This is a genomic window from Rufibacter roseus, assembly GCF_001647285.1.
Classification (GTDB): Bacteria; Bacteroidota; Bacteroidia; order Cytophagales; family Hymenobacteraceae; genus Nibribacter; species Nibribacter roseus.
Genome location: NZ_LRML01000012.1, coordinates 42,260 through 68,938 on the forward strand (window position 1 = coordinate 42,260; position 26,679 = coordinate 68,938).

Genomic DNA, 26,679 nt, shown 5'->3' on the forward strand with positions numbered 1-26,679 from the left:
TTTAATATGGTTTTAATATAAATTATACTGATTTTAATACAACTAGCTGTTGATTTAGCCCGTATTCCTAACATTAGCTTTACTGGTTTACTCTCTTTCACCATAATTCCTGTGCTATCTCCAGCACGTAATGCGCCTTTTCTTCACACACCAAACCAATTGACTCATGGATCACAACGAGAAAAAAAATGACAAGCCTCAAACTACCTTTGACCCTGACAAGGTAGATGAAAACAGCAAAAACCAGCAATTGGAAGCCTTTCGGGAAGACCCAAAGGAGCAGTATTACACCACCAACCAAGGCCTGCGCATCAGCGATACCGACAACTCCCTCACCGCCGGTGACCGTGGGCCTACGCTTCTGGAAGATTTTCACCTGAGGGAGAAGATGACCCACTTTGACCATGAGTCTATTCCGGAGCGCATAGTACACGCCCGCGGCTCTGGCGCCCACGGCTATTTCCAGGCCTATGATGATTCCATGAAAAAATACACCAAGGCCAAGTTCCTAACCGAGCCTAACCGCCGTACACCCGTGTTTGTACGGTTTTCTACCGTGGTTGGCTCCCGTGGCTCCGCTGACACCGTGCGTGACGTGCGCGGCTTCGCCACCAAATTCTACACTGCTGAGGGTAACTATGATCTGGTAGGCAACAACATGCCACCCTTCTTTATTCAGGATGGAATCAAGTTCCCGGACTTAGTGCACTCTATTAAGCCCGAGCCGCACAATGAAATGCCCCAAGCCTCGGCGGCGCACGATAATTTCTGGGACTTTGCCTCGCTCATGCCCGAAAGCACTCACATGCTCATGTGGGTTCTCTCTGACCGAGCTATTCCGCGCAGCTTTAGAATGATGGAGGGCTTTGGCGTGCACACGTTCCGGTTTATCAACGAGGAAGGCAAAGGCCGTTTTGTCAAGCTCCACTGGCGACCCATGTTGGGGGTAAAATCTCTGGTGTGGGACGAGGCCCAGAAGCTGGCCGGAAAAGATGCCGACTGGCTCCGCCGCGACCTATGGGAAGCCATTGAAGAAGGAAATTACCCTGAATTTGAATTAGGTGTGCAGATTGTGGAAGAAGAAGATGAGCACGCGTTCGCCTTCGATTTACTAGACCCAACAAAGTTAATCCCAGAAGAATTGGTACCCATCACACCCATCGGTAAAATGGTGCTCAACCGCAACCCAGACAACTTCTTCGCCGAGACCGAGCAGGTTGCATTTCACCCGGGCAATCTGGTTCCGGGCATTGACGTGACCAATGACCCATTGCTGCAGGGCCGCCTGTTCTCTTACCTAGATACCCAGTTAAACCGTTTCCACAGCTCCAATTTTGTGGAGGTGCCTATCAACCGACCAGTGGTACCGGTTCACAATGTAAACGGGGCCGGCTTCATGCGCCACACCATCAACAAAGGAAAAGTGAACTATACCCCTAACTCCCTGGGCGGCGGATGCCCCATGATGGCACCGGAAAAAATGGGCGGCTATGTGCATTACATGGAAAAAGTGGAAGGTCACAAAATCAGGAAACGGAGCGAAAGCTTTGATGACCACTACAGCCAAGCCACGCTCTTCTGGAACTCCATGACTGAAACTGAGAAAAAGCATATTGTCAGTGCCTTACATTTTGAGCTGGGCAAAGTGGAAACGTTGGCGGTGCGCGAGCGGATGGTGCACAACCTGGCCCACGTAGATCTGGATCTTGCGGCCATGGTGGCCGAGGGCATAGGCGTTGAAGTTCCAACGGGTTCAGTGGCTGAAAAGGTAAAAAGCACCCTCGCCTCGTTCAAAGAAAAACTCTCCTCCAAAAAAATGGTAGATGAGTCGCCGGCGCTGAGCCAGGAAAAAGGCAAAAAGAAAACCGTAGCCACCTTAAAAATAGCCGTTTTGGCGGACCACGGTGTGGATGCGGAGCAGGTAATGCAGATCAAAGAAGCTCTGAAGGCCGAGGGCGTGGAAGCTAAAATCGTCTCCAAGTTCTTCGGTAAACTGAAAGGGAAGAACGGAAATGAGCTGGAGGTTGATAAAAACCACGTTACCACTGCTTCAATCATGTTTGATGCTGTTCTTATTCCAGCGGGAAAAGAAAGTGTGGAGGCCATGAAAAAACAAGGCGATGCCCTACATTTTGTGAATGAGGCTTTCAAGCACTGCAAAACCATTGCGGCCCTAGGCGAGGGCATTGAGTTGCTGCAGTCCTCCCACATTCAGGGTGTAGACTTTGTGCAGCCAGAAGCCAGCAGCGTTACCACCAGCAAAGGAGTGGTAACGGCCGGCACCGGCGCTGATGTCAAAAGCTTCGTGAGCAGTTTCCTGGAAAGCCTGGGCGAGTACCGCCACTGGGAACGCGAAGAAAAAGCCATGATACCGGCCTAATTCCAGCTTCTTCTGCTAATCTAAAGAAAATCCCCACTAGAGATTTGGTGGGGATTTCTGTTATTATCCGAAATGAAAATAAACTAATCAGCAGTTTTCTACACTAGTTAGCTTCTGTTGTTCTCAGAAAATCATAGAAGAGGCTCCGCCGCAGGCAAACTTTATACAAGAGAAGCTGTTTTTGGGCTATTTTTAATAATGCAGCTCCAAAACAGCTTCTCTTGCATTTTACCCCAGCCTTGTTTTAGGAAACCGCTGACCTATCAGAATAAACACCTAATTGTCATGTCCTCACTAACCAAGATTTCCTAGATGCGTTTGCTGAAAAGGGACTTTATTCGCCACATCACCTAAAACTTTACCAAGATGAAAAAGGGGCTGAAGATTCTACTGACGGTACTGCTGGTCATTCTGGTAGCTGGCGTATTAGTATTTGCCCTCACTCCCACCCGTAAACTGGTCTCGTTTTTCGCCCCAGAGATTGACAACCTGCGCGTGACCGATGTGAAGCTGGACGAACAGAACGCTACCATGCAAATGTTGGCCGAAGTGAAACCATCTCTGTTATCGGGCTTTGTGGACAGCGTGGCCTATGATTTCAGGCTGTACGGCATCAGCATCGCCAAAGGGAAAAAGACATTTTCTAAAGCTGAACAGAAAGGTCAAACCCAAGTCCTCAAGCTCCCCGTTACCATGAACCATAACGTTACCCGTGAACTGGTGCGGCGGCAGGTAAAAGAGGGTGGCAAGGTGCAGGCGCATATTGACGCGTATACTGACATGCCGCTCTTCGGCCGGCAGAAACTTGACATAGACCAAGACCTTGAAATGATTATTCCGGCCCTGCCCGGCCAAGAATTGGTAGACGTGAAGATTACTGATTTTGGGCTGGACAACATGGAGATGCTTATGACCATGGTTATTGACAACCCAAACCACTTTGATTTTTACGTTCGGCGCTATGACATAAAAATGAAGCTGAAAGATTACGTTTTCACCTCCGGAAAATTGAAGAAAGATTACCTTATTAAAGCGCAGAGCAAAACCCCTGTGCAAGTGGTAGCCACCTCAGACGTAAAGAACCCAATCAAGACTACCTTTAAAACCATCTTCGGGGACAAAGATTGGCCTTACCACATGACCATGCATTCTGTGATAGAGCCTAAAAGTGAGGTGGTGGGCACTGTTGAAATGAGCGGAGAAAAAACTGGTTCCGTCAACATTAAGCAGCAACTAAAAAAGATCAAAGAAACCAAAAAAGCCAAAGAAGAGGCCGAGGAAAAAAAAGAGGAGCAGCAGAAGAACTGAGTTAGTGATTTGTTTTTGGCCTGTTTTTCTAAAAACAGCTCCAAAACACTTTTATTCCGCCACCTCTAGCTTATAACCGCGCCCGTGCACTGTGGTAATTTTCACGTTGGAGTCTGGCTGTAGATACTTGCGCAAACGCGAGATAAACACGTCTAAACTTCGGCCTACAAAATAACCGTCGTCTTGCCACAGTCGCTGTAGAATTTCTTCGCGGCGCAATAGTTGATGAGGGTTCTGCGCAAACAGCCGTAACAGTTCAGCTTCTCTATCAGTGAGCGTGTGGGTCTGACCATTTACGTGCAGCTGCAGGTTCTTGAATTCTAAGGTAGAGGCTCCAATTCTGAACATATCCTCTGCCGGTTGAACAGCTGAAGAGGCAGAGGCAGCATCTACTTGGCGGGTGGTGCGCCGTAAAATTGCCTTTACCCGGTACACCAGTTCCTCCAACCCGAAGGGCTTGGTCAGGTAATCATCACATCCCAATTCAAAGCCTTGCAATCTATCCGTTTTCATGGCTTTGGCAGTCAGAAACATGAAGGGTACCTGTGCTTTTTTTTTCCGTAGTTCCTGCGCCAGAGAAAAACCATCTAGCCTGGGCAACATCACGTCCAGTACGCAAAGGTCATACGTTTCCCCTGTCGCCGCCGCTAACCCAGCTTCCCCGTCCGTGCACAGAGTCACAGCATAGCCAGCGCTCTCCAAGCCGTCCTGCAGCAGGAAACCAAGATTTGGGTCGTCTTCTACAATGAGGATGTGCGGCATTTTGTTAGACTATAGATATTAGACGTTAGATTCTAGATTTTGGTAGATTAGTGTAGTGTCTTGTACTGCAAAGAAAGTTATTTTCTGGCGCAAGCGTCCGCTTGAGTCCGCACGTATTACTACTCTGCATAGTTGGCACAAGCGGACGCTTGCGCCATAGAAAAAATTAAAGAGTTAAAACGTAAACATTGCAAACAACCTTAGCGCTTATCAATGGTTTAATTCACCACTACAAAATCAGCAATGTCTTTCTCCTGCCCGTTCACAATAAGTGACACGCGGTGCGGACCGGTGTAGTACTTGCGGGTAGTAATATATTTGAAGCTCTGCTTGCGCGTGATGGCCACCTTCTCTACCGGCGCGTACTCCCGCTCACTTATCTTAAACACCTTCCGCGCCAATGATTTGTTCGCCTTCTGATAATACACGCCATACTCCAGCCGTACCTTCTGCGGAAGGTCTGAGGTATTTTGTAGCACGAACGAGAATAGCAAGTCTTTACCCAACGACACCTCGGGCGTGAGCACTTTAAAGTCTTGTAGTGCCAACTGTGCATCTCCTTCATACCCGAAGTACTTCAGCACCTCCGTATGCCCCTGTTTCAGTAAGGTACGGCAGCCGTGTTTTACCACCCAATCCGCTTCCGGCGTTTGGCCTTTCCACTGGGCCAGCAGTTCCAGTACCAGCTCCGGATTGTCTTTGGAAATATCGTTCAAGTTGTTGGCTACACTTCGGCGCACAAACTCAAAAGGGTCGTTCTTCAGGTTTTCCAGAATGGGTAGAATGGGCGACGGATTTTTCTTCAGGAACGGCAGCGCCATGGCCCACGGCAATCTAGGCCGGCAACCTTCGCTGGCAAACCGTCTTACCGCATGGTGCTCATGCTTAGACCACGCCAGCATCTGCGCCATCATCTGTTCTGGGTACTTGAGAAGAAACGGCCGCACCGCAAATTCACAGCTGATGAACTGGGTAATCTGTTCCATGGCCATGGTAGACGTTTCCAAATCATCCAGCCCGTACAGCTCCACATAATCCGGAAAGAACATGAACTCCACATGCCGTACTGGAAACTGCTCTGCCTTCAGTTGGTTTATGGACTGCAAAATGAGCCGCACCGCTTCCGGAAATTCTTGCGGCAGAAAATGGTGTAGCACCTGCGCCGTATGCCGCATACGCTCCTTCAGTTCTTTCGCTTCCCAGCCCTCCGCAAAGATTTGCCGCTTGAATTCTACCGGGTCAACAGTTGGCACTACCTTCTGCAGTACTTTAGTGAAGCCGTCAAAAAATTGCGGAGAGTATACTTCTTTAAGAGGGGTTGGCATGGTGCGGGTTTCTGTTTTGAGGCTAATTTTCAACTATTTTATATAAATCAATCCGCTAGTTCTTTGAAGATAGCTTCCCGATTAACTGTGTCTAGTTCAATAGAAAAAAATGTACGCCCCTCCTTTCCCTGAAAGAGATAACCATCTTCTGAATCTAACCATTCTCCACTAACACCATTGTAACTCTCTGAGCCAGCTTTTAAGATGCTACTTTTCGCTTTTACTGGATCGTAATATTTTGACTTATGTATACTTTTGATCAATTGAGTAGTACTTGCCGGAGTAAGTCCGATTTTATATATAATGGCATAATCTTGCCACATATCTTGGTACTCATCCTGTATAATTTGAATGTCTGTAGGAATAATTATATCTGCAGCTGTTTGAAATCTATTTTTACTAGGGGTTCTACCCCAATCGCAACTACAAAATAATATTAGAGCACTTATCAATAATATATTATTCGCATTCATTTCAAGATAGCTTAATGTTATTTTAAATCCTCAATTGGATTGATGATAAAGTTAAGCGTATTCAGCTAATCTTTATCTCACCGGCAGCACCAATCTAAAACACGTTCCCTGCTGCTCGGCGCTCTCAACCGTCACTTGCCCGTGGTGCGCGTCCATGATGGCTTTTACATAGCTCAACCCTAAGCCGAAACCCTTCACGTCATGCACGTTGCCGGTGGGCACGCGGTAAAACTTGTCAAACAAAAACTTCTGGAATTCTTTCTTGATACCGATGCCATGGTCGCGGATGCTGATGAGAATACCTTGCTCCACGTCTTGGGTGCTCACTTCAATCTTCGGGGCCTGCGGCGAATATTTCTCGGCGTTGTCCAGCAAACTGTACAGCGCATTGGCCACGTGCAGGCTGTCGGCGTGCACCAACGACTGGGTGGCCTGTAGATCTAACCTAAGCTGACCAGAACGCTGCTGCAAACGCGGCGACAGGTTCTCTGAGGTTTGCTGCAAAAGAGCGTGCAGGTCAACCGCTTCTTTCTTCAGGGCCAGCTCCCGGCTTTCCATGGTAGCCATCTGAAGTACCCGCTCCACCTGCGCCCGCAGCCTTTCGTTTTCAGAATGAATCAGGTCGTGGTAACGGGTGAGCCTTTCAGCGGGCAAGGTTTCGGCGCGTTTGCGCAGTACCTCGCTGGCCAGTCCGATATTGGTAATAGGGGTTTGCAGTTCGTGGGTGAGGTTGTTGATGAAATCTGTCTTGAGTTCGGCTAACCGCTTCTCGCGCAGAATCTGAATCATGGTGTAGGCGAAGAACAGCACCACCAGCAGCAAGGCACCGGTGCTGTACCACCAGAACTCCATTTCCTTCAGAATAAACGAGGTTTTGGAGGGAAACACCACTGCCAGATTGTACATCGGCACTGCCCCTTCATTCTCATGACGTATCACTGTTTGAGGCTCTTTGGCGGAGGAAATTTGCTGCGTAGCAGGCACAAACTGGCCAAACATGAGCGTATCATCCAGACTGTTGTACAAACCGAATTCATACGGTTCCTGCAGTTTCCGTCGACCCAGTTCTTGTTGTAGCAGCGCCGCGGCCACGGTTGGGTCTACCGGCGCGTTCAGTTCGGCCACGAAGAAATTAGAAGCTACTTGCTGAATGGGCTTGGCAGAGGCCGTTTGCCCCAGCTGGGTCAGCAGTTGGTCGGCCACATTGGTCAGGGCCACCTGCACGCTGTGGTTGAACTCCCGTTCCTGCACATTGTAGGCTTTGGTGAGCCACACCAGTTGCGCGCCCAGCAAGGCCATCAGCGAAACGCTGGCCAGCACCAGAATGATTTGGATTTTCCGTCTGCTCATGGGTTAAAAGTACGGATTTTCTCCCTCTGCGCCACCGCATTAACATCTCATTAACATCTTTTTACAAACCATTAACCTAGGTGCTTGACAGAAGCCGGTATGTTTGCAAAGGAGAAGGAGTTAGCAAAGGAAATTGCTTTCATTGTTGTCTTCCGGATTTGCGAACCCTTGCTCTTTCGGATTTGCAATCCGGAAGTATTTAACTGGGGATTTGCAATCCCCTTCGCAATTCTAGCTGCCTCCTTTGTGCGGATTACAAATCCGCAGTTACCCAAATTCGGGATTGCAAATCCCGAACAGCAATTTATATAGAGAACCAAGAACTGTAAGTACAGCGCTGACAACTATGAGTACCATCATTAAAGCACCTAGCAAACCAGTTTTACAACCACATTTCCTATTCACCAAACGCCAGTTCATGCCGCTGCTCCTTGGCATTGGTATCATTGCACTTGGGTTTGTCCTGATGGCTTCTGACGCGCACCCGCAGGGTTACGGCTTTCAGGGGCTCACGCTGGGGCCGTTGCTGGTGGTAGTGGGGTTGGCGCTTCCGTTTTGGGGCATTTTCAGGAAAAACAGGCCAGAAACGCATCCGCAGGACTCCCCTCTCCCAGCAAAAGTAAAAGTAACGGTTTCTCCGGCATGGCGCGCATTTCAAAAGCTTGATACTTTAACCGGCTGGTTTGTTGGTTTAGTGGCGCTGGGAGTGTATGTGCTGACGCTGGAGCCCAGCACCAGCTTCTGGGACACGGGCGAGTTCATTGCAGCGGCTTATAAACTACAGGTGCCGCATCCGCCAGGGGCACCGCTCTTTTTGCTCATCGGGCGACTGTTCACGTTGTTCAGTTTCGGTGATACATCACAAGTGGCGTGGTGGATGAACTTTCTGTCGGCGTTGAGTAGCGCGGGAACGGTGCTGTTTCTGTTCTGGAGCATTACGCTGCTGGCGCAACGGCTAATGTCCATTTCGGCCGAAGGCCCTACTCCTGCCCAACGCATTTTGCTAATAGCCAGCGGGGCGGTGGGTGCGTTGGCCTTTGCGTTTACAGATTCATTCTGGTTTAGTGCGGTAGAGGCCGAAGTCTATGGCATGTCGTCGTTTTTTACGGCCATTGTGGTGTGGGCGGCGCTGAAGTGGCAGGAACAGGCAGACGCTCCGGAGGCCGACCGTTGGCTCTTGTTTCTGGCGTATCTGGTGGGGCTTTCCATTGGTGTGCACCTGCTCAATCTGGTGGCGCTTCCGGCGTTGGCGCTGCTGGTGTATTTCAAGAAATACAAACTAACAAAGGGTGGCGTGGTGGCAGCCTTGGCCATTGGCGGGGCGCTGGTGCTGGCGGTGATGGAGGGTGTCATTACGGGGCTTCCGTCCATAGCAGGCGCGTTTGAGGTGTTCTTCGTGAACAGCATAGGCTTGCCTTTTGGCAGCGGCGCGGTGGTGTTCTTGCTCTTGCTGGCAGGAGCTATTGTGTACGGACTGCGCTGGGCGAAGCAGCATCAGAAGCCGCTGTTGCACACTTCACTGGTGGCACTGGTACTGGTGTTGGTGGGCTATTCTTCTTACCTGATGGTGCCTATACGGTCTGGCTTTAATCCGCCTATTGACGAAAACAATCCTGAGAATATTCTCTCCTTCGTGAGTTACCTAAAACGCGAGCAGTACGGCTCAAGGCCGCTGCTGTTCGGGCCGCAGTTCCCTGCCCAGGCGCAGAGCTACGAGAACACCGGTAAGGTATACGCGCCGCAGAACGGCAAATATGTGGTGGTAGACCAGAAGTTTGAGAGTGTGTACGATGGCAAAGACAAAACCCTGCTCCCCCGCCTGTACTCAGACCAGCCGGTGCACCTGCGGGCGTACCAGCAGTGGGTGGACGTACAGGCGGGCCAGAAACCTAGCTTCGGGCAGAACCTGAGTTTCCTGTGGAAATACCAGCTGGGCCACATGTACTGGCGGTATTTCGGGTGGAATTTCATTGGCCGCGAAAGCGAAGTGCAGGGCGCGGGGGTGCTATGGCCTTGGAAACAAAAACAAGACGTACCCGAGCCAATGGCCAGCAGCAAGTACCGGAACCAGTTCTTCCAGCTCCCCTTCCTGTTAGGTGTTTTGGGGCTGATTTTCCAATTTCGGCGCCAAAACAGAGATGCGTGGGTAGTGGCGCTTTTATTCTTTTTCACGGGCATAGCCATTGTGCTGTACCTGAACCAACCGCCTATTGAACCCCGCGAGCGGGACTACACTTTTGCGGGCTCGTACTATGCCTTCAGCATCTGGATTGGTTTAGGCGTTCTGGCTCTCGCCGAAGGATTACGCAAGTTCCTGAAATCAGCGGTTCCGACAGCGGTGATAGCCACCGTTCTGGCATTCTCAGTTCCTATCATACTCTTAGCCGAAGGCTATGACGACCACGACCGTTCTAACCGCTACCACGCTCTCCTATCCGCTAAAAACTTGTTAAGTTCTGTGGCGCCCAATGCCATCTTGTTCACTAACGGCGACAACGACACGTTTCCGCTGTGGTACGCGCAGAAAGTGGAGGGCTTTAGAACCGATGTGCGGGTGCTGGTAATGACTTACCTCAACACCGATTGGTACGTGGAACAGGCCATGCGGCAGGTGAACACCTCAGCACCGCTGCCCACCACATTAGAACCGTCGCACTACGCCTTCAGCAAAAACAATTACCTGCCGTACATGGCCAACCCCAGCGTGCAAGACAGCGGCATGGACTTAAACCAGTACATGGACTTGCTAAAACAGAACCATCCGGCGCTGCAGGTGCAAACTCAGGACGGCCGAACACTCAGTGTACTGCCCACCAAAAAGCTAAGCCTTCGGGTAGACAGAAACGCAGTCCTGCAAAATGGAACAGTCTCTTCTGAAAGAGCGAATCAGGTTCCGGAGGTAATGAACTGGGAAGTAACGGCTGGGGCATTGGAGAAAAAGCACCTCTTCATGCTCGATGTTCTGGCTGCAAACCAATGGGAACGACCTATCTACTTCGCCAGCACCGGCTCTGAAACGGCTGAACTGGGTCTGCAGCCGTTCCTGCAGTTAGAAGGGCAAGCGCTTCGGTTGGTGCCCGCCCGAAACCCAGACCCTAAGGCTCCCTTTTATGTAGACCGCGCCCGCACCCAAGAAAGCCTATTAAAGAATTTCCAGTACACCGGCTTGGCCGAAGATGACCATCCGTATGAGGAAAATTTCACCACGCAGATAGTGCCGGTGTACCGGAGCAATTTTGCGGAGCTGGCCTCAGCGCATTTACAAGCCGGAGACACTGCCCAAGCCCGCCACGTTTTGATTAAAGCCCTGGAACTCATGCCCGACAAAGGCGCACCGCACAACTATGAAAGCACCAGCCTGGTGCTGCCCCTCGCCCAAGCCGGACTGACCAAAGAAGCCCGAGACTTGACAAACCTGTTGTCAAACCGTTTTGCCTCACAGCTGAATTATTACCGCACGCAACCTGCTCACTTCTTCAGAGAGCGCCAGCTGAACTTGTACGGGCTGCAGAACTTAGTACAAGCCGCCTACGCTGGTGGTTTGCCAGAAGCGAAGAAGCTGGAGGAGGTGTTTATGAGGGAGTATGGTTTAATTGGGAATTAGGAAATGGGAATTAACGTAAACTAGGGAGTTGCAACTGCCAAAGACTTCGCCTCTACGCCTTTGCAGAGATTCTCCCCTTGAGGGGAGCGAAGAGGGGTGTTTACAGCTGCCGGTCCACGCATTGCCTACAATTGTTCCATGCTATCTAGGATTCAATCCTTCAGGAAATGATTTATCGACAATGCGTGCTCTCCTTTGTAAACACCCCTCTTTATCTCCCCTCAAGGGGAGAATCTGCCTTTTGCTGGCGTCTTTCTGTTTCCGAATTTACTTTGATAGAGAATAAGGAATTGTCAAGTGTATTATATTCTCTCTTGTCATCCTGAAAGTTACTTGTGGGAAAGCTGTAATAAGGTTTGCTATTGCAGCTAGTTTCTTCTGAAGGTACCTGTTTTGGAGCTGATTTTGGAAAAACAGGCTAGAAACGGCAATGGCGCAGACCTGCTAGTGTCTGTGCCAATACCGTTTACCAAACCTGCTACCTCGTAAAAATAGAATCAGGCCTCGCTTTTCCTTCTTCTACCGCAGGCAAGGAGAGCAACGGCAATACGCTGTCGTGCGCAAGGCGCTCGGTAGTACTGGTATGGAACAGATTCTCCAGGTAAGAGCGGTGCTGCTTGGCCACGATCAACATATCGGCGTTTTTACTTTGGGCGTATTCTTCAATGCTACGCGCCAAATCACCACTGAAGATTCTGGCGAATTTAAACGTGGGCGCCTGCAGTTCCATTTTCTGGGAGAACACAAGCCAGCGATCCTCGTCTTTCTGTTCGCCTTCATGCTCCTGCACATACAGAACCGTTACTTCGGCTCCGAAAGTATTAGCAATGGTGGTTAACTCCTCTATGTGCCACTGTACTTCATGGTGTGGGTCGGCAGCGAAAACAATCTTTTTGAGGCCGGTGTAGTTGCTGTGACGCGGAACAGCCAAAACAGGGCAGGGTGCTTTGTCCATAATGTAGCCGGTGTTGGTGCCAATCCAGCGGTCAAGAGAAGACTGGGCACCTTTGGTGCCCATTACCACTAACCCAACTGGGTTTTGCTCCAGGTAATCCAGAATAACATCGGTGCCTACTCCTCTTAGAAAAACAGCCTCCACCAGCTGGTCGGGCGCCACTGAACGACGAACTTCTGATACTATATCATTCAGCCTTCTCTCCTCGTCCCGCAGTCGTTCTTCATCCATCTCCACTGTGGCAGGATTGTATATATTAGGGTCTGACCAAGCTAATCCGGAGGCCGTGACAGAAGTACCCATGGTGGAGGCATTTAATTGGCCGGCATGCACAAAAACCAACTTCGCTTCCAGCGCTTGGGCTAGCTCTATAGCATACGTGGTGGCGTGGCGGGCTTCGTCTGAAAAGTCAGTTAGAACGGCTATTGTTTTCATCATAGTAGTAGGCATTTAAGGTTGGCTCAGTATTTCTAATGTTTTACTCAAACAGACCAGATATAGTTGCTTTAGTATATTTACCTCAACCATGCATGTCTGATACTCCCCCTTTTGAAGGGGGCGAGGGGAATGTTTACACAAGGAGAGCTAAACATTGTTGGTCCTACTCCTTTGTGGTCATCCCGAGCAAAGCCGAGGGACCTAACGAAGACACTCAGGAGCAAGAGAAAATAAGACAGCCACCGCAGTGGGACAGGTCGCGATCTGTCCGTACATTTTCTTTGAATGGAACAGCTAGAGTTTTTTAATATGGAATCTGGAACGCCTGCAAAAGATGCTCTTCCAGGTCTGGGAGTTGGGAGAAGCCGCGGGAGATGAGCCGAGGCCCTGCGGGATGTTCTAGGTAGACGCTTGGTAGAGTGGTCACACCCAGATTTTCCACGAACTGGAATTCCTGTTCGGTCTGCCGGTAGATTTCCTCGGTTTCAAAGAGAGCCAAAAACAGATTCTCAGAAATGCCGAATGGCTTTACCACCTGCACCAGCACCTGTGGATTACTGATATCCAGACCATCGGCGTAGAAAGCGGAATGCAGGGCGCGGAGCACCTCCAATGTTAAATTAGGCCGCAGGTTCCGTACTGTGAGCAGAGCCCTGCAGGCGGGCTCGGTATCATAGTAAATTTCTTTTTTCAGGAAGAAGGAATAGTCAAAAGGCAGGTGTGATTTCTCCTGGGCCCGGTGCCAGCTTACCGCCAGTTTGTCTGACTCTTCAGAAGTGAGCGGCTCTTGCGCGTACGGCCGAAGCCCTCCCACCAGCACCTGCACCGACAGCCTGCCGTACCAAAGAGCCCGAAGCCGCCGAATGATGGGCGTAAACCCGTAACACCAGGCGCACATGGGATCTGTTACATACAGCAGTTTAGGATTATCTGGCAGGTTTTGCATTGGCTCCATCTTTGGTCTAAAGTCTTTTACTGAATACTCCGACACAAAGGTTCAGCACCTAAGTTAAATTTTCAGATGTAGTGGCTAGTTGAAAGCTTCATTTTTGGCCTCTTTTTCAGAAATCAGGCCCAAAACAGCGCCTCTATTGGTAAATCATTTTCACGGTCATGCCACCATCTATTATCAGGCTCTGGCCGGTAATGAAGCCTGCTTGGTCAGAGCAAAGAAACAGAGCGGCCTCAGCCACATCTTCCGGCACCCCAACCCTGCCCACCGGGTGCTGGGCTTTGTCTTCTTCGCTGTGCTCTGGCTCATAACGTTTACTATTTTTCTCCCACGGCCCGGTTTCAATCCAGCCGGGGCTGATGGCGTTTACCCGTATCTTAGGCCCCAGACTTACCGCCAGCGAATGCGTGAGCGCCTCCAGCCCGCCTTTGGAGGCCGAGTAGGCAAACGTATCGGGCTCCGACATGAAAGCGCGGGTAGAGCTAATGTTCAACACAGCGGGGTGTGCGGCTTTCTGCAGAAGCGGCAACGCATATTTGGTGCATAGCATAGGGCCGCGCAGGTTTACGTTCAGCACCTGGTCAAATTCTGCCATCGGCAATTCAGCCAAAGGCTTTCGGGCGGGCGAGGCTATTCCGGCATTGTTGATGAGCGCGTCCAGCTGGTTGTATTTCTGCTCTATTGCAGCCATTAATTGCTTCACCTGGTCTTCCTCGGCTACATCGCAAGGCAGAAACTCCGCCTGCAGGTGCTGCTCTTCCAGACGAACTATTGCCTCTTTACCTGCTTCAGCGTCAACATCTGATATAATAACCTTTGCCCCGGCTTGTGCGAAGGCCTGAGCCATTCCTAATCCTATGCCCTGGGCACCTCCGGTAATCAGAACAACTTTAGAAGAGTAATAAGCTGCTGACATGAGACTGAGTAGTTGAATGTTGATTTATGTGAACGGCAGAGGTAGTGGCGGAGATTCATCTTCTTCTCACTTCACCTTTGCTAACGAAAGTATTTCAAACTAGCTACTCAACGGTATGAGCTGTTTTTAGGCTGTTTTTCGAAAATTAGGCTAAAAACACCATAACCTCGACGTCGCTGTTCGGGATTTATAAATCCCACTTTGCCTCAAGTAGCCTGTGGCTTACGGATAATGCTATAAAAGTGATAAGGGCAGCAAATACTACTTCCGCGGCTTTTCCGTTCAATGGCGCAACAACGGGGATTACAAATCCCCTGTATACCCGCTTCCGGATTGCAAATCCGGAAGAGCAAGAAGTAAGTAAAGCAAGTTATATCCAGTAGAGCAGGTGAAAGTCCTGAATTCAAGTACCGCCCCTCCTACCTTTTCAGATTCATCGCGTTTAATGTAGGTATACCCTTGAATGCCTTTCTACCAAACCTGAAAAATAAACCTATGAAGACAACTTCTATCTGGCGGCAAGATGCCGAAGCTACGCATTACCCTACTTTACACGAAGAAATTGAAGCCGACGTGGCCATTATTGGCGGCGGTATTACCGGTATCACCACGGCGCATCTTTTGGCCTCCGCCGGCAAGCGGGTGGTCGTGCTGGAAGCTTTGCAAGTAGCCGAAAGTACCACGGGCTATTCCACCGGAAACCTCTATTCTTACGTAGGCGAGTACCTGCAGAAACTCAAAACCAAGTACGACCAGGAAACGGTGAGCAGAGTGATGGCTTCCAGAGCTTCGGCGGTTGATATGATTGAGAGCTTGACGAACAAATTCTCCATCGACTGCCACTTCAAACGGATTCCATTTTACCTGACCACCGAGCACGCCGAAGAAGACGAATTCATCCGCAACGAGTTTGAGATAGCCCAGGCCGCAGGCACTCCCGCGCATTTTGACACCACTTCGCCCCTGCCTTTTCCCATCGGTTCCGCGTTCAGGCTAGACCACCAGGCGCAGTTCAACCCCATGGTGTATGTAAAAAGCCTCGCCCGCCACACGGCTGGGCCTAACTGCCAGATTTTCGAGAACAGCAAAGTATTGAAGGTAGACGAAGGCGATACCCATGTGGTACACACCCAGCACGGAAAGGTGCGGGCCAAGCAGGTAGTGCACGCCACCCATACGCCCAAGGGCATTTGGTTTCTGCATACGCTGCTGGGGCCTTACCGCGAGTATGCGCTGGGCGTGAAACTAAACCAGCCCTACCCCGAAGGCACCTACTGGAACTACCACGCCATGCACCACCACTCGCTGCGCACCTACACCAACGACCAAGGCGAGCACTTCCTGCTTGTTCTGGGTGAGTCGCACAAGGTGGGGCACAAAGAAAACAACCAGGAGAACTTCCAGAAGCTGGAGCAGTACGTGCGGGAGCGGTTCGATGTAAAATCTGTTGAATACCGTTGGGGTGCCCAGCAATACAAACCCGCCGACGGTCTGCCCTACATTGGTCAGCGCGACAAAGATTCCGGCATTTACGTGGGCACCGGTTACGCCGCCGATGGCCTCACCTACGGCACCCTGGCCGCCATGGTCATCAGCGACCTCATATTGGGCAAGGAAAATCCATACGCCGATATGTACTCCCCTAACCGGCACAACCCCATGAAGTCGGCTGGCAAGTTCATGAAGGAGAACACCGATGTGATGATGCAGCTCATTAAGGACCTGCCGTACCGCAGTCAGGTAGAAAAGCTAGATGAAATTCCGGTGGGTGAAGGTAAAAACGTAGAGATAGACGGCAAGAACTATGGCGCCTACCGCGACCACTCCGGCCACTTGCACGTAGTGTCTGCCATGTGTACCCACATGGGCTGCGTGGTGCACTGGAATAAATCAGAGACCAGCTGGGATTGCCCCTGCCACGGCAGCCGCTTCGACTTTGAGGGCAAAGTACTCGAAGGCCCCGCCTACTACAACCTCTCCAAAATGGAAGGCAAGCCCAGCACCGTGAACAGGTTCAAGAAACTATCCTCGGCGGTTTTCTTTGCCGGTACCGCCTTGGCCGGAGCTTATTTTATCAGAAAGGCTTTGAAAAAGTAGGTCGTTCTTCTAATCAAATACTACTCTAACCTGGCGCAAGCGTCCGCTTGAGTCCACACGTTTATTTCAGCAATGCGTTCGGACACAAGCGCGCTTGCCATAAAAAAAAAATTATTAATGCGGCTACAGAATGACACCCGTTTTCAGCCTAGTTTCAAAAAAACAGCTCCAAATCGCCCTCCTCTTTTACTTCAGCAGATTATACCGCACTCCCAGAAAGCCCCTGATGCCCTGCAACGAGGCGTAGTTGTAGCTGGGGTCAAAAGTGTAGCCGTGCGGGTTCGTGATGGGGTCATCAACGGTGCGGTCAAAGGGGTCGAAGGGGCGCATGATGGGGTTTTGGGGCACGAAGTTGAGCAGGTTCTTCACTCCTCCGAATACCTCCAGCCCGTTACTCATTTTCTTGGTTAGTTGCACGTTCATGATGGTAAACCAGGGCGAATATTCAAAACGGTAATCATAGGGAAGAATAGGCAAGCGCATAGGGCCGGTCCAGGTGCCGTTCAGGTCTACGGTAAGTTGCGCCGGGAAAGTGTAGCTGGCGGAGTAGGTACCGGACCATTCCGGCGCGTGCAGCTGCACCACTTTCGCCAGCGGCCCCTCGCCTGCCGCCCGTTTCTGGTACACCTGCATATACGTGACGCCGGCCGCTATTTTCAGGGGAATGTAGAACGAGAATTCTGTATTGGCCGAAATGCCTTTAGACACCGCATGCCCCTGCAGGTTGGCGTAAATGATTTTCTGCGGGTCGGTGTCAAAGTCACCTATGATTTTATTGCTGAATCGAGAGTAAAAACCCGTTACATCTACGGTGAGCAGAAACGGTTCCAGCGGTGCCTGCCACAGGTAGTTCAAATTGGTATTGATGGACTGCTCTGGCTCCAATCTCTCCGTAATGACTACCTCACGGGCTCCGGTGAGGGCGGCGTGGTCTTCGGTGAACAGGCTTACTACGCGGTAGCCCGTCCCGAAGCTGGCCCTGATGGCGTGCTGCGGCCCCGGCGTCCATTTGTAGGCCACTCTCGGCGACTGGATGTGCCCGTGCCGTTTGTCATAGTCATAGCGGTAGCCCAGCAGCAGTTTGTGTTTCTCCGTGAGCGTCCACTCATCCTGCACGAAAAGCCCGGGCAAAGGCGTGGTGACCGGTTGGTTCTGCGGTTGAGCAGCATCTGCCGTGGCTGTGGCGGGGGTGTTGTCATCGTACCAGGTGTACCGGAACGAGCTGCCCAAGAGCAGGCTGTGGCGGGCGTTCAGTTGCTTGTCCCAGTACAGCTGCCCGAAACCCACCAGCTGGTCGGCATGGAAAGGCGTGGTGCCGTAGAACGAATTCTGCTGGTGCCGGTTCAAAGAAAACTGCGATATGATGCGCTCCCGCACCGGCAGCTGGTACAGCCCGATCAGTTCCCAGCGTTTGGTATAGATGCTTTCGCCGTAGACCTGGTCTGAGCCGCGGTGCTCTTTGCCCCAGTTCATTTGCCCGCCCCAGCGATCTTCGTACACGTACCGCGCCGCCACGCTGGCCTGCCGGTTTTCGGGCCGAACAAAATCATACTTGTTGAACACCGACACACGGCTCTGCAGCGTCATATCGGTAAAGCCATCGTGGTTGCGGTCTTCGGGGTTTTGGTAGTGGAAGTAGTTGACGCCTATCAAGGCGTGCGCGCTTCCGGCCTTGAACTTCAGCCCCACGTCTGAACTGACCTCGCCCCACGAGGTACCGAAAACCTCAGCGCTCACCTTTGGGGCTTTCAGCGGACTTTTGGTGATGACGTTGATGATGCCGCCCATCGCCTCCGACCCGTACAAAGACGCCGCCGGTCCCTTCACCACCTCAATGCGCTCCACCAAACTGTTCGGGATTCCGCTCAGGCCATACACCGACGAAAGGCTGCTGACAATGGGCATTCCGTCTATCAGAATTAGCGTGTACGCCCCTTCCATGCCGTTGATGTGGATGTCGCCGGTGTTGCACACGTTACAGTTGAGCTGCGGCTGCACCCCGTTTATCTGTCCCACGGCCTCAAACAGACTGGGCGTCGGGTTCTTCCGGAAAAACGCAGGCGCATACACCTCCACCGGCACCGGACTCTCCAGCCGGCTCATCTCCTTCATGGTGCCCGTTACCACCACCTCCTGCAGTTTGCCGGCTGTGGGTTTTAAATTCACCTGAAAGTTTGTTTTGCCCGACTGCAGCGGAAGGGTGTCGTTTTGGTACCCCAGAAAAGAAACCACCAACTGACCAGAAGCAAGATTATGCGGAACAGAGAGTTTGAATTTCCCTTTCTCATCGGCCATGGCACCTAGGGTGGAGTTCAGAACGCTGATGTTGCAGAACCCTAACGGCTCCCGAGTCTGCGCGTCTTTCACTGTTCCAGAAATAGTTGTTTGTTGGGCAGCAACAGTAAAAGTGAGCAAAGAAGCCAGCAGGAGGAGTAGTTGTTTTCGCATGCTCAAAATTGAATTACTATTTTTAGACAAACCTAAAAATAAAATACGACACAACACTACTTATGTTTAGACACCTTTTATTCCTTTCTTCTTTCATTCGATATTTTGATTCAGCGGCAGCAGTTGGCACAGACACTAGCAGGACTTGGAGTAGTTCTGAGTCCTGAGTTCTGAGTCACGAGTCACGAGTCGCGAGTCTCAAAAAAGAATAGAAACCATTCCCACCTTAGCGTCTCCTGCGGGAGCGGGCAACGCAGAAGCCGTAGGCGCCGAGGCGCTTAGCGGGAGCACGAGATACAGGTTCAAGTTAGCAGTAGCCACTTCCGCTATGGAACAGCGCACATGGGCCAGGTGGTAAATTAACTGAAGCCATTACTGTTTGAGCGGCAGCGAGTTTAAGGGCTTCTTGATTCTTTTGGTTACTTTTCTCATCAAGGAGAAAAGTGACAAACCTAAGCAGGGAGAGACATACCTAGAGGTTTAGCAACAAAGGCAGTGGGAGCAGAGGCTTTTTAGGTTGTTGGTGATAACACACAACAACGGCAGGCGGTAAAGCGGTGGTGGAAGGAAAATAACTGGTAGAAGGACTGCTTCTTCGTTAGATCCCTCGGCGATGCTCGGGATGACCGCAAAAGAGAAGGATCGACAACGCGTGGACCGGCAGGTGTAAACACCCCCTTCGCCCCCTTCAAAGGGGGAGTATCAACAATGCGTGCGGACACAAGCGGACGCTTGCGCCAGAGAAAATTGCCTGAGTAAATCCACTGAAAAGATAAAACCCGTTTTCAGCCTGTTTTCCATAAAACAGCCCGAAAACGGGTTTCCAAAAACTTTCACCAAAACGCTTACTTCTTCTTATTCTTCTTCCCTTTCTTCTGATTCTCAAACTCCTCCACCTCACGCAGCAAACTCTTCAAATCTGGCTTTACCTCCGCAGAGAAGTCAATGGTACTGGTGTAATCTTCCTTATTGATTTCTAGGACTTTGATGGGCTTGCCCAAGTATTCCTCAATCACGTCCAGAATGGGTTTTTCCTCGGGGGCACAGAACGAGACCGATTTGCCTTTCTGGGTGCCGCGGCCGGTGCGGCCTACGCGGTGCACGTAGTTTTCGGGCACGTCGGGAAGGTCATAGTTGACTACGTACTCTACGCTTGGTATGTCAATGCCGCGGGAGCTCACGTCAGTGGCGATGAGCACTTTCACGTCGCCGCGCTTGAAGCGGTTGAGCGAGTTGAGGCGGTCTTTCTGGTCTTTGTCGCCGTGCAGGGTTTCGGTGATAATGCCCACGCGCTCCATGGCGTTGTGCACGCGTTCGGCCCGCACTTTGGTGCGCACGAACACCAGTATTTTGCTGCCCTCGTTCTCTTTCACCACGCGCTCCAGAAAGTAGCGTTTGTCGTCCATGCCCACGTACGCCACGCTGTGGTCCACGTTCTTAGACACGGGGTCTTTGGGCGAAATCTGGATACGGATGGGCTTGGTCACGAGCGAGTACGCCAGGTCTTTGATGTGCTCATTGATGGTAGCCGAGAAGAACAGCGTCTGCCGCTTGCGGGGCAGGTGGCGCAGCACGTCGCGGATGTCTTTGATGAAGCCCAAGTCCAGCATGTGGTCGGCCTCGTCCAAAATGAGCATTTCTACGCGCTCCAGCCGGATGTGGCCCTGGCTCACGAGGTCAAACATGCGGCCGGGCGTGGCCACCAGCACGTCTATGCCGTCTTGCAATTTCTCTATCTGGGGCGCCTGCTCCACCCCGCCAAACACGGTCATGGTCTCTACGCGGGTGTGCTTGCCCAGCGTGTGGAACACCTCGGTAATCTGGATGGCCAGCTCGCGGGTGGGCACCATGACCAGGCACTTGATGCCGTCTTGCCGGCCGTACTGCTTGCGCTCATGCAGCAGGTGCAGCACGGGTATGGCAAACGCGGCGGTCTTGCCCGTGCCCGTCTGCGCGATGGCCAGCACGTCTTCGCCCTTCAAGATGGGCGGAATAGCCTTAAACTGGATATCGGTGGGTTTCTTGAAGCCCAGTTTGTCCAGGGCTTTCTTGATGGCGGGGTTGATATGGTAATCCTCGAATTTCATGGGCGCAATGGTTCCGGCCAGCGGCCGAGGTGGTGGCGGTTCTCCCCTTTTACGGTTCCCCCGCCGAAACTTCTACAAAGGTGCGATTTCTTTCTGGGTTTTGCAGGCGGAGGCGGTGGTTTTGCACTTCGGGGCTGTTTTTGGGGAAAGAAGTTGTAAACAAGATGAAATTTTATATATTGTATCTCGAAAATAATATATAATATTATCAAGGCTTATTTATTTCTTATTTTTAAAAACTGCACCGACCTCATTTGAGGTTATGTAAAAAAATTGAACCGGTGCATTATTTACGCGTTGGCAGCTACTTTAATAAGTTTGAAATGACAAAATTAACATTCACAACAGCAGAAAAACTAAACTTAAAAACTCATCCTGACTTTAATGAAATATGGTTGCAAGATAGGATTGCAGAGAACCCTCAAATAATTGGATTAGGAGAATTAGAGCTTATTGACAGAGAAAGAAAACAACATAAATCTGGTCGGCTCGACCTTTTACTTGCAGATTTTGAAAATAATGCCAGATATGAAGTTGAGCTCCAACTTGGGCAAACTGATGAAAGTCACATTATTCGCTGCATTGAATATTGGGATGTTGAAAAAAGGCGTTATCCTCAATACGACCATTGTGGAGTTTTGATAGCTGAAGATATAACTAGTAGGTTTCTAAATGTTTTAGGCCTTTTTAATGGGCACATACCTCTAATAATAATTCAAATAACAGCATTAAAAGTAGGTGGTAACATTGTTCTAAACTTTACAAAAGTTATGGACAGGTTTGCGTTAAGAAATGATGATATAGTTGAAAGTAAATTAGCAGAAACTGATAGAAATTATTGGAACAATAGGTCAACTCCTAAAAATGTTGAAATAGTTGACAAGCTTTTAGAAATTATAAATGAAAAAGCAGAACCCAAGTTAAAGCTCAATTACAACAAATATTACATAGGCCTGTCTGACGGGTATAAATCAAGAAATTTTATTCATTTTAAGCCAAAAAAGCAGTTTACAAACGTTCTGGCCGAAATTGAAAATCCTGATGAATGGATTCAAAAATTAGAAGATGAGGGAGTATCAGCAGTAGTCAGAGACAAATGGTTGCGTTTTGCAGTAACAACTCAAAATTTTGACAAGAAGAAAAAAATCGTAACTGATTTAATTCAATCCGCAGTTGAATTATATAATAAAGATTAGAAAAGATTCAAATCAACTACATATAAATGTAAACTTCGGATAATTACTGAACGTTATTCACACAAGACCCTACTTTAAATATTAACTTGTGGAAAGAAAAACACTTAAATTTCTAAGACTATTAATCCCTGGTCTTGCTTTGATTCTTGCATTCCTTCCTCTCCTTTTCCAAATGGGTATTAAATACAAAATTGGTGAAGAATGGCTTGCCTACAGTCTTTTAACAATTCCTGCACTTGTTCTTGGAGCAGTTTATAATATGCTTAATACTAGATTCTTCATAACAAATTACTCCCATCGAAAAATAGATTTAAATATAACAAGTTCCTTACTAAAAATCTACAACAAGGAACTCACTCAAGAGCAAATTAATTTTTTAAAGCAAAAAAGACTTAAGCATATATTTTACAAAATCATAGACAATGATGCTTCGCTTACTGCAAAAAGTCAATTAGTATACTCTAATGGAATCTTATGGACTTCTACTGCCGATGTGTTCTTGATTTCAATCTTTGCCTCTCTTATATACTTAGGAATTGGTGTACCCACAAAAAATACAAGTATTTGGATGACTGGTATTTTGTTAGCAGGAATAGGGCTTTTATCATTCTCATTACATATCTTAACTATATTTAAACATTTTAACCTTTCCAATGATCAACTTGAATATATAGAGACGCACTATATCAAAACTTTAAAAGAAAAAATTGATGAAATTTTGCAATAACTGTTTAACTCCAGATCTTGCAAAGGATCAAAACTCCATTAATATTATTAAGCAAGAATACTTAAAAGATGATTGCCCATGGTTTCTAGGATATAGCGGAGGGAAAGATTCTTCAGCACTATTAAAGCTAGTGATTATTGCATTGTCTGAATTAAATTCTTTTCATAAAGAAATCACGGTTATCTATTGTGATACAGGAGTCGAAAACCCTGTAATTACTAAATATGTGTACCAAACCTTTGAAAGTCTTAAGGCGGAATGTACTGGTTTAGGATTACCTATAAAATATATAATCGCTATACCCAAATTAGACGACAGGTTCTTTGTTAAAGTAATCGGAAGAGGATACCCTACTCCAACTAATATTTTCAGATGGTGTACAGACAAATTAAGAATAAATCCTGTAAAGCAAATTATTGACAGTTACCCAAAAGCAACAGTATTGCTGGGAATTCGCAAGGGTGAAAGTGAACAACGGGATAGAGCTATATCTAAACACTCAAAGACAGAGTATTATTTAACTCAATCAGGATCTAAAAAAAACCAAATATTCAGTCCAATAATATATCATTCCATAAAAGATGTTTGGTCAACTCTAAAATTCAATAGTTTACCAAAAAGCATAGATACACAAAAACTTGGAGAACTGTATAAAGACGCAGGCTCAGAGTGCCCTGTTTACAGGGAACTTCCAGGTAAATCCTGCCGCAGCAGTAGATTTGGTTGCTGGACTTGTACAGTTGTAAGAAAAGATAAATCAATATCAAAAATGATTGAAAATGGGTATTCTCAATTAACCCATTTGCATGAATTTAGAAATTGGGTAGCAGAGTTCAGAGATAATCCCAAATATAGGTGTAACCAAAGAAGAAATGGACAAAAAGGTTTAGGCCCCATAACATTGGAAGGGCGGAAAATTATTTTGGAAAAATTATTAGAAGTTGAATCAAAATCTAACACTGTCTTAATTCAAAAGGAAGAATTAGTTAGGATAAAAGAATTGTGGCAAAAAGATATAGACAACCCTAATTATATTGAAAATACGCCTTTTAACAATGTTTTTAGTACATAGTACTCTTCGGCTGCTAAGACACCACACACGAATCCCTTATCTTACCATCTACAACTAAAAATGAAACCCCTCCTCCTCACCCTCTTCCTCCTCACTACCACCACCCTCGGTTTTACCCAAGGGCTCACCAGCGCGCAGATAGACGAGCTGGCGCAGCGCACCCTACAGGCGTTCAACGTGCCGGGCATTGCGGTGGGCGTGGTGAAAGACGGGAAAGTGGTGCACGCGGCAGGCTACGGAGTGCGGAGTTTGAACAGCCGCGAGAAAACCGATGCGCACACGCGCTTCGGGATAGCCTCTAACACCAAGGCGTTCACGGCCACGGCGCTGGGCATTCTGGTAGACGAGGGCAAACTGACCTGGGACGACAAGGTGCAGGACTATATTCCGGAGTTCAAGCTGTACAACCCCTACGTGACCGAGGAATTCACCATCCGGGACCTGCTCACCCACCGCAGCGGCCTGGGGCTGGGCGCCGGTGACCTTATGCTCTGGCCAGACTCCAACAGCTTCACCCTCAAAGACATTATCTACAACCTGCGCCACCTTAAGCCCACCTCCAGCTTCCGGAGCCAATATGACTATGACAACAACTTCTACATTGTGGCCGGCGAAGTGGTGGCCCGCGTCACCGGAAAAAGCTGGGACCAATTTGTGGAGGAACGCATTCTGCAGCCCCTGGGCATGCGTGAATCTGCGGCCAGTTATGAGCGCCTGAAAGACCAGACCAACGTGATAGACGGCCACGCCATGGTAGAGGGCAAAGTGCGCGTGGTGCAGCGCCATAGCTCTGAGATAGACCACGCCGCCGGAAGCATTTACTCCAGCGTGGCAGATTTAAGCAAGTGGGTACTCATGCACCTGAACCACGGCCAATACGGAAACGGGCAGCGGCTTATCTCTGAAACCGTGCACGAAGAACTCTGGACGCCGCAGACCATTATTCCGGTGCGCCACCCCGGCAACTACAACTCGCATTTCGCGGCCTACGGCCTGGGCTTTTTTGTGTCAGACGCCAAAGGCTACAAGCAACTGAGCCACACCGGCGGGCTGGAAGGCATGGTCACGCAAATCACCATGCTGCCGGAGCTGAACCTGGGCATTATTGTCCTGACGAACCAGCAGGAAGGCGGCGCGTTCCGGGCTATTACTGACCAAATAAAGGACAGCTACTTTCACATGTCCGGCACCGACCGCGTGGCCCAGTACGCCAAAGCCCGCGCCGAGGCCCTGGCCGAAGCCGGAAACGAGACCGATGCTATCTGGAAGCAAGTGGCCGCCATGCAGAAGCAGCAGAAAAAGAAACCCGACTACAGCGCTTTTCTGGGCACCTACCGAGACCCTTGGCTGGGCGAGGTGACCATTTCCCTGAAGAACGGCCAGCTCTGGTTCGATGCTAAGAAGTCGCCCAAACTCACCGGTCAACTGTTCGCCTACAAAGGCACCACCTACGTTGTAAAATGGAAACACCGCAGCATGGACGCCGACGCCTTCGTGAATTTCTCCCTTGATTTTGAGGGCCGCGCCCAAGGCATTACCATGGCCCCCATCTCCCCGCTCACCGATTTCAGCTATGATTTTCAGGATTTGAATTTCACGCGGGTGCAAGAGCCGAAGGCAAATAAGTAAACAGGTTTTCGGGTAAATCAACTACTTACTGGCAAGTACAAAAGTAACACAAGCTTGCTTTAATATATTGTAATACAGTTATTTACGACCAAACAACTTACTACCAAAAGTAATGTTTTTGTAAATTTACTTTTTACCAGCCATGGGCTGCCGCATACTTTCGTGCTGTAATCAAAATTTAACACAGCTCACATGCGCAAATTATGTTACCTAGTGGCTCTTTTCATGGCCACTGCCTTTTTTCCTGCTATAGGGCAAGACACAACCGCTATTGTCACCACATTAAAGCAAGATTCCAGCATACTTGTAGCACCCACTGGAGACTTCCCTACCTTAGCCCGCCGCTATACACCCAATCCTTTTCTGGTGCACACAAAAACGGACCTACTTCCTCCCCTAACCGATTCAATACCGGTTGTCCTGATTCCGGAACCCGAGGGGAAGAAGTTCAAAAACGTGTTAGGCGAGGCACTATTGGCAGAATCTATGATTTTACTCGTAAGCACACCTGCTTTTGCCAAAAACGGAGCCTATTGGTCGGCTGCCAGCTATCATGTCATGTCCCTAGGGGCGTTCAACGGGGGAAAGACATCTGAAAACAACCTCACTCGTCTTGTCACCTTCGGCTTGCTCAACGCCTTTGCCGCCCATCACTATTTTGTAAAACCCACCTCTGGCGCACCGGTATTCTGGAGAAATGTGGTGGGTTTGAACGCCGTTGCTTTTACTTCTCTCTTGGTAGACAAGACCATCAGCCACAAGAAAAAACGAAGCCTCTCCAAAACTTAACCCTTGTGGTGCGCTACGTCATGGCCCATACTTTCTTGAGACCTGTGTTTTCGATTTATTTTCTGAAAAACAGGCCGAAAACGTACCTTTACAGAAGTGTGCCTTGGGTTAGAGGTTTTTACATTGAAAAACTTCTCACGCTAAAAGATGTACCTCACCGTTGCCGGGTCA

The 26,679-nt window shown here is 49.4% G+C and carries 20 protein-coding genes; 10 read left to right on the plus strand and 10 right to left on the minus strand.

Features of this window, described 5'->3' with window-relative positions; all coding sequences use genetic code 11:
* Positions 1–166: 166 nt before the first annotated feature.
* Together A8O23_RS16305 and A8O23_RS16310 are read left to right on the plus strand one after the other, a co-directional pair.
* Complete coding sequence (locus tag A8O23_RS16305) at positions 167–2,380, plus strand: catalase (RefSeq protein WP_066623454.1); 2,214 nt, start codon at positions 167–169, stop codon at positions 2,378–2,380.
* A gap of 366 nt (positions 2,381–2,746) precedes the next feature.
* A complete protein-coding gene (locus A8O23_RS16310) occupies positions 2,747–3,688 on the plus strand; it encodes a hypothetical protein (RefSeq protein ID WP_066623457.1) in 942 nt (313 codons plus the stop codon).
* 51 nt (positions 3,689–3,739) lie between these two features.
* Here the strand turns inward: A8O23_RS16310 and A8O23_RS16315 are convergent, their stop codons facing one another.
* The 4 genes from A8O23_RS16315 to A8O23_RS16330 all read right to left on the minus strand — a co-directional run bounded on the left by A8O23_RS16315 (position 3,740) and on the right by A8O23_RS16330 (position 7,598).
* Positions 3,740–4,450, minus strand: a complete 711-nt coding sequence (locus A8O23_RS16315) for a response regulator transcription factor (protein WP_066623460.1) — start codon at positions 4,448–4,450, stop codon at positions 3,740–3,742.
* A gap of 218 nt (positions 4,451–4,668) precedes the next feature.
* Entirely contained in the window at positions 4,669–5,775 is a 1,107-nt protein-coding gene (locus tag A8O23_RS16320) for a DNA alkylation repair protein (RefSeq protein WP_066623622.1), read from the minus strand.
* Between the two features lie 47 nt (positions 5,776–5,822).
* Complete coding sequence (locus A8O23_RS16325) at positions 5,823–6,248, minus strand: hypothetical protein (RefSeq protein ID WP_066623463.1); 426 nt, start codon at positions 6,246–6,248, stop codon at positions 5,823–5,825.
* 72 nt (positions 6,249–6,320) lie between these two features.
* Positions 6,321–7,598 carry a sensor histidine kinase gene (locus A8O23_RS16330; RefSeq protein ID WP_066623466.1) on the minus strand — a complete coding sequence of 426 codons (1,278 nt, stop codon included), beginning with the start codon at positions 7,596–7,598 and terminating at the stop codon, positions 6,321–6,323.
* Positions 7,599–7,682: 84 nt separating this feature from the next.
* Between A8O23_RS16330 and A8O23_RS16335 the strand changes: the two genes are divergently transcribed.
* Together A8O23_RS16335 and A8O23_RS16340 are read left to right on the plus strand one after the other, a co-directional pair.
* Positions 7,683–7,910 (plus strand): hypothetical protein, encoded by a 228-nt coding sequence (locus tag A8O23_RS16335; protein ID WP_153042252.1) that lies wholly within the window; start codon positions 7,683–7,685, stop codon positions 7,908–7,910.
* 34 nt (positions 7,911–7,944) lie between these two features.
* Complete coding sequence (locus A8O23_RS16340) at positions 7,945–11,202, plus strand: DUF3098 domain-containing protein (RefSeq protein ID WP_153042253.1); 3,258 nt, start codon at positions 7,945–7,947, stop codon at positions 11,200–11,202.
* A gap of 478 nt (positions 11,203–11,680) precedes the next feature.
* Here the strand turns inward: A8O23_RS16340 and A8O23_RS16345 are convergent, their stop codons facing one another.
* The 3 genes from A8O23_RS16345 to A8O23_RS16355 form a co-directional block, all read right to left on the minus strand.
* Positions 11,681–12,595: a universal stress protein gene (locus A8O23_RS16345; RefSeq protein WP_161486756.1), complete on the minus strand. Its 915-nt coding sequence runs from the start codon at positions 12,593–12,595 to the stop codon at positions 11,681–11,683.
* A 304-nt stretch (positions 12,596–12,899) separates the two neighbouring features.
* Positions 12,900–13,550: a DsbA family protein gene (locus A8O23_RS16350; RefSeq protein ID WP_239693426.1), complete on the minus strand. Its 651-nt coding sequence runs from the start codon at positions 13,548–13,550 to the stop codon at positions 12,900–12,902.
* 133 nt (positions 13,551–13,683) lie between these two features.
* Complete coding sequence (locus A8O23_RS16355) at positions 13,684–14,463, minus strand: SDR family NAD(P)-dependent oxidoreductase (protein WP_066623475.1); 780 nt, start codon at positions 14,461–14,463, stop codon at positions 13,684–13,686.
* Between the two features lie 495 nt (positions 14,464–14,958).
* Between A8O23_RS16355 and A8O23_RS16360 the strand changes: the two genes are divergently transcribed.
* Positions 14,959–16,560, plus strand: a complete 1,602-nt coding sequence (locus tag A8O23_RS16360; RefSeq protein ID WP_082883125.1) for an FAD-dependent oxidoreductase — start codon at positions 14,959–14,961, stop codon at positions 16,558–16,560.
* Positions 16,561–16,746: 186 nt separating this feature from the next.
* Here A8O23_RS16360 and A8O23_RS16365 read toward each other — a convergent pair whose 3' ends face one another.
* From A8O23_RS16365 to A8O23_RS16370, 3 genes are all read right to left on the minus strand, one after another.
* On the minus strand, positions 16,747–19,008 hold the full coding sequence (locus tag A8O23_RS16365; protein ID WP_066623480.1) for a TonB-dependent receptor: 2,262 nt from the start codon (positions 19,006–19,008) through the stop codon (positions 16,747–16,749).
* A 198-nt stretch (positions 19,009–19,206) separates the two neighbouring features.
* Positions 19,207–19,350 carry a hypothetical protein gene (locus tag A8O23_RS21650; RefSeq protein WP_161486757.1) on the minus strand — a complete coding sequence of 48 codons (144 nt, stop codon included), beginning with the start codon at positions 19,348–19,350 and terminating at the stop codon, positions 19,207–19,209.
* 503 nt (positions 19,351–19,853) lie between these two features.
* Entirely contained in the window at positions 19,854–21,095 is a 1,242-nt protein-coding gene (locus tag A8O23_RS16370) for a DEAD/DEAH box helicase (protein ID WP_066623485.1), read from the minus strand.
* A 323-nt stretch (positions 21,096–21,418) separates the two neighbouring features.
* On the opposite strand from A8O23_RS16370, the gene A8O23_RS16380 reads away from it, so the two are divergent.
* From A8O23_RS16380 to A8O23_RS16400, 5 genes are all read left to right on the plus strand, one after another.
* Complete coding sequence (locus tag A8O23_RS16380) at positions 21,419–22,291, plus strand: PDDEXK family nuclease (RefSeq protein ID WP_066623493.1); 873 nt, start codon at positions 21,419–21,421, stop codon at positions 22,289–22,291.
* 88 nt (positions 22,292–22,379) lie between these two features.
* Complete coding sequence (locus tag A8O23_RS16385) at positions 22,380–23,018, plus strand: hypothetical protein (protein WP_153042254.1); 639 nt, start codon at positions 22,380–22,382, stop codon at positions 23,016–23,018.
* Positions 23,002–24,090 carry a phosphoadenosine phosphosulfate reductase domain-containing protein gene (locus A8O23_RS16390; protein WP_066623496.1) on the plus strand — a complete coding sequence of 363 codons (1,089 nt, stop codon included), beginning with the start codon at positions 23,002–23,004 and terminating at the stop codon, positions 24,088–24,090. Before A8O23_RS16385 ends, A8O23_RS16390 begins: the two co-directional genes overlap by 17 nt.
* A gap of 60 nt (positions 24,091–24,150) precedes the next feature.
* Positions 24,151–25,719, plus strand: a complete 1,569-nt coding sequence (locus tag A8O23_RS16395) for a serine hydrolase (RefSeq protein WP_066623499.1) — start codon at positions 24,151–24,153, stop codon at positions 25,717–25,719.
* A 192-nt stretch (positions 25,720–25,911) separates the two neighbouring features.
* Entirely contained in the window at positions 25,912–26,508 is a 597-nt protein-coding gene (locus A8O23_RS16400) for a hypothetical protein (protein ID WP_153042255.1), read from the plus strand.
* Positions 26,509–26,679: the final 171 nt, after the last annotated feature.

What these genes read in the sequence shown, in the direction of transcription:
- A8O23_RS16305 (WP_066623454.1), top strand. Translation starts at nt 167, where the DNA reads ATGGATCACAACGAGAAAAAAAATGACAAGCCTCAAACTACCTTTGAC.
- A8O23_RS16310 (WP_066623457.1), top strand. Translation starts at nt 2,747, where the DNA reads ATGAAAAAGGGGCTGAAGATTCTACTGACGGTACTGCTGGTCATTCTG.
- A8O23_RS16315 (WP_066623460.1), bottom strand. Translation starts at nt 4,450, where the DNA reads ATGCCGCACATCCTCATTGTAGAAGACGACCCAAATCTTGGTTTCCTG.
- A8O23_RS16320 (WP_066623622.1), bottom strand. Translation starts at nt 5,775, where the DNA reads ATGCCAACCCCTCTTAAAGAAGTATACTCTCCGCAATTTTTTGACGGC.
- A8O23_RS16325 (WP_066623463.1), bottom strand. Translation starts at nt 6,248, where the DNA reads ATGAATGCGAATAATATATTATTGATAAGTGCTCTAATATTATTTTGT.
- A8O23_RS16330 (WP_066623466.1), bottom strand. Translation starts at nt 7,598, where the DNA reads ATGAGCAGACGGAAAATCCAAATCATTCTGGTGCTGGCCAGCGTTTCG.
- A8O23_RS16340 (WP_153042253.1), top strand. Translation starts at nt 7,945, where the DNA reads ATGAGTACCATCATTAAAGCACCTAGCAAACCAGTTTTACAACCACAT.
- A8O23_RS16345 (WP_161486756.1), bottom strand. Translation starts at nt 12,595, where the DNA reads ATGATGAAAACAATAGCCGTTCTAACTGACTTTTCAGACGAAGCCCGC.
- A8O23_RS16350 (WP_239693426.1), bottom strand. Translation starts at nt 13,550, where the DNA reads ATGGAGCCAATGCAAAACCTGCCAGATAATCCTAAACTGCTGTATGTA.
- A8O23_RS16355 (WP_066623475.1), bottom strand. Translation starts at nt 14,463, where the DNA reads ATGTCAGCAGCTTATTACTCTTCTAAAGTTGTTCTGATTACCGGAGGT.
- A8O23_RS16360 (WP_082883125.1), top strand. Translation starts at nt 14,959, where the DNA reads ATGAAGACAACTTCTATCTGGCGGCAAGATGCCGAAGCTACGCATTAC.
- A8O23_RS16365 (WP_066623480.1), bottom strand. Translation starts at nt 19,008, where the DNA reads ATGCGAAAACAACTACTCCTCCTGCTGGCTTCTTTGCTCACTTTTACT.
- A8O23_RS16370 (WP_066623485.1), bottom strand. Translation starts at nt 21,095, where the DNA reads ATGAAATTCGAGGATTACCATATCAACCCCGCCATCAAGAAAGCCCTG.
- A8O23_RS16380 (WP_066623493.1), top strand. Translation starts at nt 21,419, where the DNA reads ATGACAAAATTAACATTCACAACAGCAGAAAAACTAAACTTAAAAACT.
- A8O23_RS16390 (WP_066623496.1), top strand. Translation starts at nt 23,002, where the DNA reads ATGAAATTTTGCAATAACTGTTTAACTCCAGATCTTGCAAAGGATCAA.
- A8O23_RS16395 (WP_066623499.1), top strand. Translation starts at nt 24,151, where the DNA reads ATGAAACCCCTCCTCCTCACCCTCTTCCTCCTCACTACCACCACCCTC.
- A8O23_RS16400 (WP_153042255.1), top strand. Translation starts at nt 25,912, where the DNA reads ATGCGCAAATTATGTTACCTAGTGGCTCTTTTCATGGCCACTGCCTTT.